We start from the raw sequence: 13976 nt of genomic DNA on the forward strand, positions 1-13976 counted from the left end.
GGTAGGTTCGGCTTCCATGGACGCACCAGCAGCTGGCCTGGAGGCCCGGGGCGGCTCCGCCAGTCGACGTGCGGCCGCGGAGCACGCCCGGACCGTCGCCGAGCAGGCGGACCGCCATGCCCTCACCCTGGAGTCGGTGCTCGCCGTGCTCCGATCGCCGCGGGTGACCGACGCCGCCGCCCGTGCCGAGGCCGTCGAGATCGCCTCCGCCGCGCTCGTCGACCTGCGGACCGTGACCGACCAGCAGCGGACCACCCTGCTCGAGCCCGTCGCCGGCGCGTTCTCGCGGCTGCGCGCGGACCTCCGCCCCCTCGTGCGCTTCGGGGACCTGGACGTGCAGTTCATCGAACCGCCCGCCACCGGTCGCGCGCTGCCCGGTGACGTCGCGCACGCGGCACGCGCGATCGTCCGGACCGCCGTGCTCGCCCTGGTCGACGACGGCGCGGCCAAGCGGGTGCGGATCCAGTGGGACTGCGACGGCCGGAACCTGCTCATGCAGCTCCGCGACGACGGCTCCGGCACCCTCGACGTGCACGACGACGCCGTGCGGCCGATCGCGGAGCGCGTCGTCACCCTCGACGGCCGCGTCCAGGTGTCGAGCACCCCGGGCTGGGGCTCGGTCCTCGACATCTCGCTGCCGCTCGACCCCCGCCCGACCGACGTGGACCCGGTCGACGACGGCGACCTGACCCCGCGGGAGCGCGACGTGCTGCGGCTCGTGGCGACGGGCGTCGGCAACCGGGAGATCGCCGAGGGCCTCGGGATCAGCGTGAACACCGTGAAGTACCACGTGGCGAACCTGCTGCGGAAGCACGGTGCCCGGACCCGGGCGGAGCTCGCGGCCTTTAGTTCCCGGACGTGACCCCGGCCGGCGTGAAGCGGTAGCCCATGCCGGACTCGGTGACCAGGTACCGCGGGTGCGCCGGGTCGGGCTCGAGCTTCCGCCGCAGCTGGGCCATGTAGAGCCGCAGGTACCCGGAGTCGTTGCCGTGCGTCGGACCCCAGACCTCGGTCAGGAGCATCTCGCGGGTCATCAGTCGGTCGGGGTTCGTGACCAGGACCTCGAGCAGCCGCCACTCGGTGGGCGTGAGACGGATCGCGGGCCCCTCGGCCGGTGTGACCTGCTTCGCGACCAGGTCCACGAGCAGCGGTCCGATCGCGATCGTCGGGGTCTCCTCCGACGCCACCACCCGCCGCCGTCCGAGTGCCCGCAGCCGGGCGAGGAGCTCATCCATCTGGAACGGCTTCGTCACGTAGTCGTCGGCACCGGCGTCGAGCGCGTCGACCTTGTCCGACGAGTCGGTCCGGCCGGAGAGCACGAGGACCGGCACCTGCGACCAGGCGCGGACGCCCTCGAGCACGCCGATGCCGTCGAGCCGGGGCATGCCGAGGTCGAGCAGGACGAGGTCCGGGCGCTCCGTGATGACGGCGTCGATCGCCTCGCGCCCGTCCCGCGCCGTCACGACGTCGTACCCGCGCGCCGAGAGCGTCACCGAGAGCGCGCGGACGAGCTGCGCGTCGTCGTCAGCGATCAGGACCTTCATCGGATCTCCACTCCCACGTGCCCGGCGATCGGCAGCCGCACCACCACGGTGAGCCCACCGCCCGGGGTGTCGTCGACCTCGATCGTGCCGCCCATGCCCTCGGTGAACCCGCGCGCGAGGGCCAGGCCGAGCCCGAGGCCGGTCTCGTTGTCGGTGTCGCCGAGTCGCTGGAAGGGCTGGAACACCTCGTCGCGGCGGTCCTCGGGGATGCCGGGGCCGTGGTCGGCGACGCGGAGTTCCACCCCGCCGGCGAACGCGCTCGCGGCGACCCGGACGTGGGTGCCGTCCGGGGCGTACCGCGCCGCGTTGGCGAGCAGGTTCACGACGACGCGCTGCAGCAGGACCGGGTCGGCGAGCACCGGTGGCAGATCCGCGGGCAGGTCGAGGTCGACGTCGTCCGGGCCGAGCTCCAGCTCGTCGAGTGCCGGGGCGACCACCGTCTCGAGCGCGATCGCCGCCGGGGTGACCGCGAGGACACCGGCCTGGACCCGGCTGACGTCCAACAGGTCTGCCAGCAGCACCGCCAGCTGACCGAGGCTCTCGTCGGCGGTCGCGAGCAGCGCCTCCCGGTCGGCCCCGGACAGGTCGATGTCGGGCGCACGCAGCGTCTGCACGGCGGCGGAGGCCGCTGCGATGGGGCGGCGCACGTCGTGGCCGACGGCCGCGAGCAGCGCGCTCCGGACCCGGTCGGCGGCGGCGATGCGCTCGGCGCCGACGGCGGTGCGTGTCAGCTCACGGTGCTCGACGGCGGCGTCGAGCTGCTGCTCGACGACGCGCAGCAGTCGGCGCTGGATCGGGTCGTCGGGCGCACCGGCGAACTCGAGCACGGCACCGGACGCCAGCGTCGTCGACGCGTCCGGCGTCGCACCGAACTCGCCGGAGGTCGCCGGCACCTCGTCACCCTGGCGGATCCGGACGCCGGCGAAGCCGAAGGCCTCTCGTGTGCGGTCGAGCAGTGCCTGCAGGGCGTCGTCGCCGCGGAGCACACTGCCGGCGATGCCCATCAGGAGCCCGGACTCGGCCGAGGCCCGTCGGGCAGCGCGTGACCGCCGGGCGGACCGGTCGACCACGAAGCTGACCAGCACCGCACTGATCACGTACATGACCAGGGCGAACAGGTGCCACGGCTGCTGGACGGTGACCATGTAGAGGGGTTGCACGAAGAAGTAGTCGAGGCTCAGCCCGGACAGCACGGCCGTGAACACCGCCGGCCACATCCCGCCCACGAGCGCCACGACGAGGACGAGCAGCTGGTACGCCAGCACGTCCACCGTGATGGCGTCCGGGTCGCTGCCGATCGACAGCACCCAGGTGAGCAACGGTCCGACCAGGACCGACAGGACGAACGCGGCGACGACCCGCCCGCGGGACAGGCTGCCCCCGAGCTTCGGCAGGGCGATCCCGCCGCCGGCCCGCTCGTGCGTGACGACGTGCACGTCGATGTCGCCGGACTCGCGGATCACGGTGTTGCCGATCCCCGGACCGGTCATGGCGGCCGCGAGCCGGCTGCGGCGACTGACCCCGATCACGATCTGCGTGGCATCGATCGACCGCGCGAACCGCACCAGCGTGCTCGGCACGTCGTCGCCGACGACCTGGTGGTACGTCCCACCGAGTTGCTCGAGCAGGGTCCGCTGCGTGCCGAGCGCGCCGGGGTGCCGGACGCGCAGGCCGTCGTTCGTCGTCACGTGCACGGCTGCGAGTTCACCACCGGCGCTGCGGGCGGCGATCCGGGCGCCGCGGCGCAGCAGGGTCTCGCCCTCGGGGCCGCCGGTCAGGGCGACGAGCACGCGTTCGCGGGTCTCCCACCGGTGCTCGATGCCGTGCTCGGCGCGGTAGGCCTTCAGCGCGTCGTCGACCTCGTCGGCCAGCCAGAGCAGCGCGATCTCGCGCAGGGCCGTGAGGTTCCCGAGGCGGAAGTAGTTCGACAGCGCCGCGTCGATCCGGGCCGCCGGGTACACGAGCCCGTCGGAGAGTCGTTCGCGCAGCGCCGCCGGGGCCAGGTCGACGACCTCGATCTGGTCGGCCGCCCGGACCACGGCGTCGGGGACGGTCTCGCGCTGCACGGTGCCGGTGATCTCGCGGACCACGTCGCCGAGGGACTGCATGTGCTGCACGTTGACGGTCGAGATGACGTCGATGCCGGCGTCCCGCAGTGCCTCGACGTCCTGCCAGCGCTTCTCGTTCGGGCTTCCCGGGGCGTTCGTGTGCGCGAGCTCGTCGACCAGCGCGACCTCGGGTGCCCGGGCGATCACGGCGTCGAGGTCGAGGTCGTCGAGGTCGACGCCGCGGTGGGACACGGTGCGGCGGGGGACGACCTCGAGCCCGTTCACCAGCGCTGCGGTGGCGGCGCGCTCGTGCGTCTCGACGACGGCGACGACCACGTCGCGACCCTCGTCGAGCAGCCGGCGGCCCTCCTCGAGCATCGTGAACGTCTTGCCGACGCCCGGTGCGGCACCGAGCAGGACCCGCAGCTTGCCGCGCTTCACGTGCCCATCCTCTCGCGTGCGGGGGTCGGCGCGGGGGCTGCGCACAACCAAAGTGACCTCGCGCCGCGCGATTCCGCGGTTCCGCGCGACCTCGGTTGTGCGCAGCGCACTCGCGCCGGGTCACCCACGCTCAGGACGCCTTCGCCAGCGCCAGGTTCAGCGCGAGCACGTTCACCACGGGCTCACCGAGGAACCCGAGCTGCCGCGACTCGGTGTGCGACTGCACGAGCGCCCGCACCGTGTCCTCTGACAACCCCCGCGCCGACGCCACACGGGCCACCTGCTGGAGCGCGTACGAGGGGCTGATGTCCGGGTCGAGCCCCGAACCCGACGCCGTGACCGCGTCCGCCGGCACCTGCGCGGCGGAGACCCCGTCGGCCTTCGCCAGGGCAGCACGACGCTCCTCGACGGCCTTGAGCAGGTCGGCGTTGTTCGGTCCGAGGTTCGAGCCGGAGGACGCTCCCGCGTCGTAGCCGTCCCCGGCGGCGGACGGCCGCGACTGGAACCAGCGGTCGGCCTGCTTCCCCGTGAAGGACTGCCCGATCAACGAGGAACCGACGACCTTGCCGGACGAGTCCGTGGCCATCGAGCCGTTGGCCTGGTCGTGGAACGCCGCCTGGCCGACACCCCACACGGCGAGCGGGTACCCGACGCCCAGGACGACGGTGGCGAGGAGGGTGAGGCGGATGGCCACACCGGCGGAACGGAAGGTGGAACGTGCAGATGCCATGACTAGAACCCCGGGATGAGACCGACCACGAGGTCGATCAGTTTGATGCCGATGAAGGGGACGACCACGCCGCCGAGCCCGTAGACGAGCAGGTTGCGGCCGAGGATCGACGACGCTGACGCCGCGCGGTACTTGACGCCACGCAGGGACAGCGGGATGAGCGCCACGATGACGAGCGCGTTGAAGACGACCGCCGACAGGATCGCGGACGACGGGCTGTGCAGGCCCATGATGTTGAGCGCCGCGAGCCCGGGGAACGCGAGCTGGAACATCGCCGGGATGATCGCGAAGTACTTCGCGACGTCGTTGGCGATGGAGAAGGTGGTCAGGGCACCGCGGGTGATGAGCAGCTGCTTGCCGATGCGGACGACGTCGATGAGCTTGGTCGGGTCGGAGTCGAGGTCGACCATGTTGCCCGCCTCCTTCGCCGCCGTCGTGCCGGTGTTCATCGCGACACCGACGTCCGCCTGTGCCAGGGCCGGGGCGTCGTTGGTGCCGTCACCGGTCATGGCGACGAGGTTGCCGCCCTCCTGCTCGCGCTTGATGTACGCGAGCTTGTCCTCCGGCGTGGCCTCGGCGAGGAAGTCGTCGACGCCGGCCTCGTGGGCGATGGCGGCAGCGGTGCGGGGGTTGTCGCCGGTGATCATCACCGTGCGGATGCCCATCGACCGGAGCTCGGCGAACCGCGACGCCATGCCGTCCTTGACGACGTCCTTCAGGTGCACGACACCGAGCAGGGTGACCGCGCCGGTGGGCGAGCGGCGACCGACGACGAGCGGGGTGCCACCCTGGTCGGAGATCTCCGCGACGGTCGCGTCGATCACGGCTACCAAACCGGCATCGGGGGTGTCTGCCCAGGCCAGTACCGCCGCAGCGGCACCCTTCCGGATCTGCGACCCGTCCGGCAGGTCCAGACCGGACATGCGCGTCTGCGCCGTGAACGGCACCTCGACGGCGCCGTCCGGCAATGCCGGCGTCACCCCTGCGTCAGCAGCGAGCGACACGATCGAGCGACCTTCTGGCGTCCCGTCGGCGGCGCTCGACAGCGCGGCGGCCTCCATCAGCGAGGCCTCGCTCACTCCCGGCACCGGCACCACGCGGGACGCCCGGCGGTTGCCGTACGTGATCGTCCCGGTCTTGTCGAGCAGCAGCGTGGTGATGTCGCCGGCGGCCTCGACCGCGCGGCCCGACATCGCGAGCACGTTGTGCTGCACGAGCCGGTCCATGCCGGCGATGCCGATCGCGGAGAGCAGGGCCCCGATGGTGGTCGGGATGAGGCAGACGAGCAGGGCGATGAGGACCGGCACGCTGACCGTCGCGCCGACGAGCCCCGCGATGGGCTGCATCGTCAGGCAGACGATCACGAAGACGATCGACAACGAGGCGAGCAGGATGTTCAGCGCGATCTCGTTCGGCGTCTTCTGCCGGGCGGCGCCCTCGACGAGCCGGATCATCCGGTCGATGAAGGTCTCACCCGGGGTGGAGGTGATGCGGACCACGACGCGGTCCGACAGCACGCGGGTGCCACCGGTGACGGCACTGCGGTCGCCACCGGACTCGCGGATGACCGGTGCGGACTCACCCGTGACGGCCGACTCGTCGACGGAGGCGATGCCGTCGATGACGTCCCCGTCACCCGGGATGACCTCGCCGGCGACCACGACCACCACGTCGCCCTTGGCCAGGTCGACCGATGCGACCTCCTCGGTCTCGTTGCCGACCGCTGCAGCGTCGGCCTGGTCGTAGCGGAGCACCCGTCGGGCGCTCGTGGTCGACCGGGTCTTCCGCAGCGTGTCCGCCTGCGCCTTGCCCCGACCCTCGGCCACCGACTCCGCCAGGTTCGCGAAGACGACGGTCAGCCACAGCCAGACGGCGATGGCGATCGCGAACGCGGACGGCTCGACGACGGCGGCCGCCGTCGTCAGCGCCGCGCCGACCTCGACGATGAACATGACGGGGTTCCGCCACATGAGTCGCGGATCGAGTTTCCGCAGGGCGCCCGGGAGGCCCGCCACCAGCTGGCGGGGTCCGAATGCGGACGAGCGGGTGGCCGGTTCCACGGCGGTGCGCGGCTCCGACTCCATGGTCACGGGGGCGGTCATGACAGTCCTTCTGGGAGCGGACCCAGTGCGAGCACCGGGAAGTAGGTGAGTGCGGTGACGATGACGGCGACGCCGCCGAGCAGCCCGATGAAGAGCGGGCGGTGGGTGGGCAGCGTGCCGGCGGTCTCCGGCACCCGGTCCTGGGCTGCGAGGGACCCGGCGAGCGCCAGGACGAACACCATCGGCAGGAAGCGGCCGAGCAGCATCACGACACCGAGCGAGGAGTTCATCCACGTGGTGTTCGCGGTGAGCCCACCGAAGGCCGAACCGTTGTTGTTCGCGCCCGAGGTGAAGGCGTAGAGCAACTCGGAGAGCCCGTGGTTGCCGGGGTTGAAGATCGACGTCCCGAGCACCTGTTCGCGGACCCCGGGGATCACGAGCGAGAGCCCGGTGGCCAGGAGCACGAGCGTCGGCGTGACGAGGATGTACAGCGCCGCGAAGGTCATCTCCTTGGCGCGGATCTTCTTGCCGAGGTACTCCGGGGTGCGACCGACGAGCAAGCCGCCGATGAACACCGTGATGACGGCGAGCACGAGCATGCCGTACAGGCCGGAGCCGACGCCGCCGGGGGTGACCTCGCCGAGCATCATGTTGACGAGCGCCATCATCCCGCCGATCGGGGTGTAGCTGTCGTGCATCGCGTTGACGGCGCCGGTGGACGTCGAAGTGGTCGCGGTCGAGAAGAGCGTCGAACCGAGGATGCCGAAGCGGCTCTCCTTGCCCTCCATCGCGGCCCCGGCCGCCTGGGTGGCGACACCGGCCCCGCCGAGCTCGGCGATCGACATCACGGACAGCGACACGAGGAAGATCGCGCCCATCACGGCGAGGATCGCGGAGCCCTGGCGGTCGTCACCGACGAGCCGTCCGAAGGTGCGCGGCAGCGAGAACGGGATGACGAGCATCAGGAAGACCTCGACGAGGTTCGTCCACGCCTGCGGGTTCTCGAACGGGTGCGCCGAGTTCGCGTTGAAGTAACCGCCACCGTTCGTGCCGAGTTCCTTGATCGCCTCCTGCGAGGCGACGAACCCGTCGGGGATGTGCTGGGTGCCACCGATCAGCGTGGTGACGTCGGTGCCGCTCCCCCACGACTGGACGACCCCGCCGGCGACGAGCACGATCGCGAAGACGAACGCCCCCGGCAGCAGCAGCCGGCCGAGTCCACGGACGATGTCCACCCACACGTTGCCGAGCGTGCCGGACTTGCGGCGGGCGAACCCGCGCACCAGCGCCACGGCGACCGACAGGCCGACGGCGGCGGACAGGAAGTTCTGCACCGCGAGTCCGGCCATCTGCACCGTGTAGCCGACGGTGACCTCGGGCGAGTAGGACTGCCAGTTCGTGTTCGCGACGAACGACGCCGCGGTGTTGAACGCGAGCGAGGGCCCGACCGCCGGGAGTCCGAGGTCGCCGGGCAGGACGACCTGGATGCGCTGCAGCAGGTAGACGAGCAGGAGTCCGACGACGCTGAAGAGCAGCACGCCCCGCAGGTAGACGGGCCAGGACTGTTCGGCGTCGGGGTCGACCCCGATCAGCCGGTACACCCCGCGCTCGACCCGGTTGTGCCGGACGGGTGTGAAGACCTTCGCCATCCAGTCACCGACCGGGCGGTAGGCGACGACGAGCAGCAGGACGAGCGTGGCGACCTGGGCGATGCCCGCCCAGACATCCGCGGCGCCCACTAGAAGCGCTCCGGACGCACGAGCGCCCAGACGAGGTACACGACTGCGGCGACACCGAGGACGGCGGCCGCGATGGTGATGCCGATCACAGCCGTTCCACCCCCTTGGCGATCAGTGTCAACACGCCGAACACGGCGAGGACACCGGCGACGACGAACACGTCGAACACGAGGGACTCCAGAAGGTCTGCGGTGTCCGCGCCGAGTGACGCGGACCGGCACCACTTGTGGTGCCGAACTGATGCTGGGTCCTGCGCCGCGCCTCCAGACCGGTCCTAACGGATCCCTGACGCCGCCCTGGCGGACGCATGCACGCTCCTAACGCGCGTGACCGAGGCGGCTCAGTCGGCCGCGGTCGCGAGTCGAGTCGACAGGTCGCGGACCGCGCCGCGCAGCGCGTCCGGCCCCTCGACCCGGATCGGCACGGCCAGGCCGGCAAGCGCTCCGGCGAGCCCGTCCCACGACCACGATCCGAGGGTGACGCGGGCCCGGTCGTCCTCGAGATGCTCGACCACGGCTTCCTCGGGCAGGTACGGCGCGATCCGCCGCGCGTCGCCGGCCGTCGTGGTCACCGAACCGGTGCACGGCCACACGTCGTCGACCGCCGACCCCTTGAACCGCGCGGACACGAACGCGGCCGCATCGCCACCGGGGATCGGACGTGGCGTGAAGGGGACGCGGGTACGCTTCCGGGGCGTGATCCGGTCGATGCGGTGCGTGCGCCAGTCATCGCGGTCGGCATCCCAGTCCAGCAGGTACCAGCGACCGTTCCGGGCGACGACGGCGTGCGGTTCCACCCGCTGCGGAGTCTCGTCCTCGCCGTACCCGAAGCGGAACACCTCCTGCAGGTGGACGGCCTCGCTCACCGCCACCAGGACGTCCGGGTCGGTCCGGGTCCGGCTCGTCGCGGTCACGGCCTGCACCGCGTCGACCCGGGACCGCAGCCGCGCGGGCATCACCTGCCGGACGGTCGCGAGGGCACGGGCCGCCGACTCGGCGACGTCCGCCCCCGATGCCGGCGCCACGGCGAGCGCCAGGGCGATGGCGACGGCCTGGTCGTCGTCGAAGAGCAGCGGGGGCAGGTCGGAGCCCGCCTCGAGCCGGTAGCCGCCGGCCGGCCCACGGAGGGCCTCGACCCGGTACCCGAGGCCTCGGAGCCGATCGACGTCGCGGCGGACCGTGCGGGGGCTGACCTCGAGCCGTCCGGCGAGCTCGTCGCCCGGCCAGTCGCGGTGCACCTGGAGCAGGGAGAGCAGCGCGAGCATCCGTGCGGAGGGTCCGGCCATGGCGTCCATCCTCGTCCGAGAAGCGGACACGATCTGACCGCATTGCCCGTCATCCTCGTCCCCATGAGCATCGAAACGACAACCCACCTCAACTTCGACGGCGACGCCCGCGCGGCGCTCGACTTCTACGCATCGGTCTTCGGCGGCGAGGTCACCGCCGCCACCTACGGCCAGATGGGCGCCCTGGACGACCCGGCCTGGGCGGACCACATCGTCTTCGGGCAGGTTTCCACGGCGGCCGGCTTCCGCGTCATGGCCTTCGACGTCTGGCCCGGGCAGCCCTACGACCAGGGATCGAACGCCTTCTACGTGTTCGTGCACGGCGACGACACCGCCGAGATCGAGCGGTACTGGGCCGCGCTGTCCGACGGCGCCGAGGTCCGGCAGCCCCTGGAACCCTCGGCCTGGGCACCGTTGGCAGGGCAGCTGCGCGACCGCTTCGGCGTGGTCTGGCAGCTCGACGTCGCCCCGGCTGGCGACTGACGACCTTGTGAAACGGCGAATGCCCCGTTCTTCAGTGAGAACGGGGCATTCGCCGTCCACCGCCGTCAGTCCCGTCGACCGTGGCGCCGGGAGCGGCGGTACCGCACTGCTGATGCCGTGCACGCGCCCCCGCAGACTGCAGCGGCCCCGACGGCTATCCCACCCCACGACTGCGCGGTTGTTCCGTTGACACCGGCGTAAACGGCGGCCCCGATGAGCACGAGCCCGACGGCGGCGCAGATCGCGAGCGGGAGACTGGTCAGGATCTTCGACATGAGGGGCTCCTCCTAGACGCAGCGACTCGCGCCCGCGCTGCGAGCTTCGTCGATGGCCTGTGCGATCAGAACTCGGGTGACGAGTGGTGCTTCGGACTCCGCCTCGACGACCTTGGTGCCGGCCTGTTCGGCGCTGGCAGCAGGGGCGGTCAGGCCGCCGCCCGCGATCAGCGCGGCGCTCAGGAGGATTCCAGCGCAGGTGGTGGTTCGCTTCGACATGTGCAGCCTCTCCGTGTCGGAGCCGCCCTCATTGGCGACCCGTGCCGACACACTAGAACATCAGATCCCAGCTGCCAGGGCTGAAATGCACATTTCCTCGCGTGGTCGCGGTCAGCGCATCGGCGTCCACGTCGACACGGTGACCGCGGCCGTCACCGTCGCCGGCTCGAACACGGTGTCCGCCGCGACGTGGTGGTGGCTCGGCCCCATGTGCACGACGTCGTGGACGTCCTCCGCCGGCAGCTCCATCGTCCACGTCAGGTCCTCGGAGGACCGCAGCGCGAACGACGGCGCCAGGGAGTCGTGCAGCCGGCGCTCCTTCTCCGGGTCGACGCTGATCGTCGCCTCGGCGAGCTCCGCCAGGTGGCCGGTCCGCGGGGTCACCACCGCGAGCACGCCGTCGGCATGCAGGACGCGGGAGTACTCGGTCTGGTTGCGGGGGGCGAAGACGTCGAGCAGGACGGCGGCAGCGCCGTCGACGACCGGGAGGCGCTCGGTCACGTCCCCGACGACGGCCCCCGCGCGCTCGTGGGTGCGTGCCGCACGCCGGATCGCGACGGCCGACAGGTCGAGCGCGACCCCGAGCCTCCCGTCCGCCGCGCGCAGCGCATGCGCCAGGTAGGTCCCGGGGCCCGAACCGACGTCGAGCACGATGCCGGGCGCGGTGGCGTCCGCGACGATCGCGGCGAGCGCCCGCTCGACGGGCGCGTAGTGTCCGCGCCCCAGGAACCGCAGCCGGGCGTCGACCATCTCGGGGGTGTCCGCGGTGAGCGCGCGCCGCTTCGCGGGCAGGAGCGTCAGGTGTCCCTGCTTCGCCTCGTCGAACCGGTGTCCGTTCGGGCAGCCGACCTGGCCGCCGTCGACGCGGCCGAGGGGCTCGGCGCACACGGGGCAGGCGAGCATCGGCAGCAGATCGTCACGCACCGGCCCAGCGTACGGGCCTCGGTAGCCTGACCGGATGTCGCTGCCTGCGCTGCGGCAGTACGGTCAGGACATGGCCGTCATCGAGCAGGCAACGCTCCGCCCCTCCAAGGCCGAGGCGCTCGCCGCCTGGCTCCCCGTCCAGGCGTGGAGCGGCGTCGTCGCGGGAGCGCCGCTCCAGGTCGTCGGGCAGTTCCGGTTCGACGACCCCGCGGGCGAGGTCGGCGTCGAGGTGCTGCTCGTCCGCACCGAGGACGGCCGGGTCCTGCAGGCGCCACTGACCTACCGGGATGCACCGCTGCCCGGCGCCGACGCGTTCCTGGTCACCGAGATGGACCACTCGGTGCTCGGACGACGGTGGGTGTACGACGCCGTGGGCGATCCCGTCCACGCCGACGTGCTGCGCCGGGCGATCGTCACCGGCGGGCACGAAGCGGAGCTCGAACTGGCGAACGGGGCCGGGCGGCGGCCGAAGGACGCCTGGGCCCGCGGCAGCGGCTCCGCACCAGACTCCCCCACCGTCACCTCGGTGCGGGCGACCGCTGCGGACGCTGTGACGTCGATCGCGACCGACCACGGCACGATCGTCATCGCTCGGGTCGTCGGCGCACCCCTGCCCGAGGGCGAGACACTGACCGGTACGTGGGCCGACGGCTCCGGGGCGCTCGCCGTCCTGCTGCCCGAACGCGCCTGAGGTACTGGCAGGGCCTGCCTGCACCGGGGACCGGCTGGCAAGATCGGGGGCGTGAAGACACTGGAGTTGCCACAGACAGACCTCGCCGCTTCCGACGTCGTCGTCGGACTGATGCGGATCAACGACATGAGCGACGAGGACATCCGTTCGCTCTACAGCGCCTCGCGAGATGCGGGCGTGAACATGTTCGACCACGCCGCGGTCTACGGCGAGTGGCACGGCTGCGAGGAGCGCTTCGGCGCCGCCGTCACGCTGACGCCCGCGGAACGCGCCGAGATCGTGCTGCAGACCAAGGTCGGCATCCGGCCGACGCCGAAGGGCGCGTACTTCGACTTCTCGTACGAGCACATCCTCGAGTCCGTGCACGAGTCGCTCGAGGCACTGCAGACCGAGTACGTCGACGTCCTGCTGCTGCACCGCCCCGACGCCCTGGTCGAGCCGGAAGAGGTCGCGAAGGCCTTCGACGAACTGCACGCCGCCGGCAAGGTGCACCACTTCGGCGTCTCCAACCACACCCCCGGCCAGGTCGACCTGCTCAAGAAGCACGTCCGCCAGCCGCTCGCGTTCAACCAGGTGCAGCTGAGCATCACCCACGCCAACGTGATCTCGCAGGGCCTGACCGCGAACATGGGCGGCCTCGAGCAGTCGGTCGACCGCGACAACGACATCCTCAACTACTCGCGGATCAACGACATCACGCTGCAGGCCTGGTCGCCGTTCCAGAAGGGCTTCTTCGACGGCGTCTTCCTGGGCGACCGTGAGCAGTACGCCGAGCTGAACGACGTGCTCGAGGAGGTCGCCGCCGCCCACGATGTGACGCCGACGGGCATCGCCGTCGCCTGGATCACCCGCCACCCCGCGCACTTCCAGGTCGTCCTCGGCACGACGAACCCGCAGCGTGTGCGGGACTCGGCGGCCGGCTCGGACGTCGCCCTGTCGCGCGAGGAGTGGTACCGGATCTTCACCGCGGCCGGACACACCGTTCCCTGAGCCGGAACGGCCCCGTCGGGTCGGGCAGGGTGGGGTCGTGCTCCACGACCTCGCCCTGCCCGTCCGGCTGTCCGCCCGCAGTGGCGAGGTGACGCTCCGGAACGCCACGGAAGCTGATCTCGACGCACTCATGACGCTGTTGTCCGACGACCCGATCAGCGCCGCCCGCGGTGACGTCGCCGCACCGGAGGACCGTCCGCAGTACGCCGAGGCGCTCCGGTCGATCGTCGATGACCCGGCGAACGCGCTGTTGGTCGCCGAGGACGCTGACGGTCGGCTCGTCGGGACGCTGCAACTCACCCGGATCCCGGGGATGGCCCGACGCGGTGCCACCCGGCTGCTCGTCGAGGCCGTGCGGGTCAGCAGCGCGCTCCGTTCCGGCGGCATCGGGAGCGCCCTGATGCGCTGGATCACCGACGTCGCTGCTCCGGACCTCGGGACCCCGCTCGTGCAGCTCACGTCGGACGCTGCACGGACCGATGCGCACCGGTTCTACGAGCGCCTCGGCTTCACCGGCTCGCACGTCGGGTTCAAGTACCGCGTGCCTGACCCTTCCGCGCACTGA

The 13976-nt window shown here is 71.7% G+C and carries 15 protein-coding genes; 5 read left to right on the forward strand and 10 right to left on the reverse strand.

What is annotated here, in order from left to right; all coding sequences use genetic code 11:
* Positions 1–16 precede the first annotated feature (16 nt).
* On the forward strand, positions 17–862 hold the full coding sequence (locus ITJ56_RS07410; RefSeq protein WP_194629217.1) for a helix-turn-helix transcriptional regulator: 846 nt from the start codon (positions 17–19) through the stop codon (positions 860–862).
* Here the strand turns inward: ITJ56_RS07410 and ITJ56_RS07415 are convergent.
* From ITJ56_RS07415 to ITJ56_RS07445, 7 genes are all read right to left on the reverse strand, one after another.
* Positions 846–1544 carry a response regulator gene (locus ITJ56_RS07415; protein WP_194629219.1) on the reverse strand — a complete coding sequence of 233 codons (699 nt, stop codon included), beginning with the start codon at positions 1542–1544 and terminating at the stop codon, positions 846–848. The two genes, ITJ56_RS07410 and ITJ56_RS07415, sit on opposite strands and share 17 nt — an antisense overlap.
* Entirely contained in the window at positions 1541–4033 is a 2493-nt protein-coding gene (locus tag ITJ56_RS07420; protein ID WP_323749749.1) for an ATP-binding protein, read from the reverse strand. The genes ITJ56_RS07415 and ITJ56_RS07420 overlap by 4 nt, the downstream gene beginning before the upstream one ends.
* Positions 4034–4163: 130 nt before the next feature.
* Positions 4164–4763: a potassium-transporting ATPase subunit KdpC gene (kdpC, locus tag ITJ56_RS07425; RefSeq protein WP_194629223.1), complete on the reverse strand. Its 600-nt coding sequence runs from the start codon at positions 4761–4763 to the stop codon at positions 4164–4166.
* Positions 4764–4765: 2 nt separating this feature from the next.
* Positions 4766–6865, reverse strand: coding sequence for a potassium-transporting ATPase subunit KdpB (gene kdpB, locus ITJ56_RS07430; protein WP_416354758.1), 2100 nt, complete (start codon positions 6863–6865; stop codon positions 4766–4768).
* The gene (gene kdpA / locus ITJ56_RS07435; RefSeq protein ID WP_194629225.1) at positions 6862–8544 is read right to left on the reverse strand and encodes a potassium-transporting ATPase subunit KdpA; all 1683 of its coding nucleotides are present in this window, start codon (positions 8542–8544) and stop codon (positions 6862–6864) included. The genes kdpB and kdpA overlap by 4 nt, the downstream gene beginning before the upstream one ends.
* Positions 8544–8633 (reverse strand): K(+)-transporting ATPase subunit F, encoded by a 90-nt coding sequence (gene kdpF, locus ITJ56_RS18900; RefSeq protein ID WP_194629227.1) that lies wholly within the window; start codon positions 8631–8633, stop codon positions 8544–8546. Before kdpF ends, kdpA begins: the two co-directional genes overlap by 1 nt.
* Positions 8634–8884: 251 nt before the next feature.
* The gene (locus ITJ56_RS07445) at positions 8885–9829 is read right to left on the reverse strand and encodes a helix-turn-helix transcriptional regulator (protein WP_194629234.1); all 945 of its coding nucleotides are present in this window, start codon (positions 9827–9829) and stop codon (positions 8885–8887) included.
* A gap of 63 nt (positions 9830–9892) precedes the next feature.
* Between ITJ56_RS07445 and ITJ56_RS07450 the strand changes: the two genes are divergently transcribed.
* Complete coding sequence (locus ITJ56_RS07450) at positions 9893–10312, forward strand: VOC family protein (protein ID WP_194629236.1); 420 nt, start codon at positions 9893–9895, stop codon at positions 10310–10312.
* 65 nt (positions 10313–10377) lie between these two features.
* On the opposite strand, the gene ITJ56_RS07455 is transcribed toward ITJ56_RS07450, so the two are convergent.
* The 3 genes from ITJ56_RS07455 to ITJ56_RS07465 all read right to left on the reverse strand — a co-directional run bounded on the left by ITJ56_RS07455 (position 10378) and on the right by ITJ56_RS07465 (position 11730).
* A complete protein-coding gene (locus ITJ56_RS07455) occupies positions 10378–10587 on the reverse strand; it encodes a hypothetical protein (protein WP_194629238.1) in 210 nt (69 codons plus the stop codon).
* Positions 10588–10599: 12 nt separating this feature from the next.
* On the reverse strand, positions 10600–10806 hold the full coding sequence (locus ITJ56_RS07460) for a hypothetical protein (RefSeq protein ID WP_194629240.1): 207 nt from the start codon (positions 10804–10806) through the stop codon (positions 10600–10602).
* A gap of 111 nt (positions 10807–10917) precedes the next feature.
* Positions 10918–11730 carry a putative RNA methyltransferase gene (locus ITJ56_RS07465; RefSeq protein ID WP_194629243.1) on the reverse strand — a complete coding sequence of 271 codons (813 nt, stop codon included), beginning with the start codon at positions 11728–11730 and terminating at the stop codon, positions 10918–10920.
* A 34-nt stretch (positions 11731–11764) separates the two neighbouring features.
* Between ITJ56_RS07465 and ITJ56_RS07470 the strand changes: the two genes are divergently transcribed.
* Genes ITJ56_RS07470 through ITJ56_RS07480 form a run of 3 tightly spaced genes read left to right on the forward strand, consistent with a single transcriptional unit; the run spans position 11765 to position 13976 of the window.
* Positions 11765–12421, forward strand: a complete 657-nt coding sequence (locus ITJ56_RS07470; RefSeq protein ID WP_228517313.1) for a CG0192-related protein — start codon at positions 11765–11767, stop codon at positions 12419–12421.
* A 51-nt stretch (positions 12422–12472) separates the two neighbouring features.
* On the forward strand, positions 12473–13411 hold the full coding sequence (locus tag ITJ56_RS07475; RefSeq protein WP_194629245.1) for an aldo/keto reductase: 939 nt from the start codon (positions 12473–12475) through the stop codon (positions 13409–13411).
* A gap of 37 nt (positions 13412–13448) precedes the next feature.
* Complete coding sequence (locus ITJ56_RS07480; protein ID WP_194629247.1) at positions 13449–13976, forward strand: GNAT family N-acetyltransferase; 528 nt, start codon at positions 13449–13451, stop codon at positions 13974–13976.

The sequence above is a fragment of the Curtobacterium sp. VKM Ac-1376 genome (assembly GCF_015351025.1).
Taxonomy (GTDB): Bacteria; Actinomycetota; Actinomycetes; order Actinomycetales; family Microbacteriaceae; genus Curtobacterium.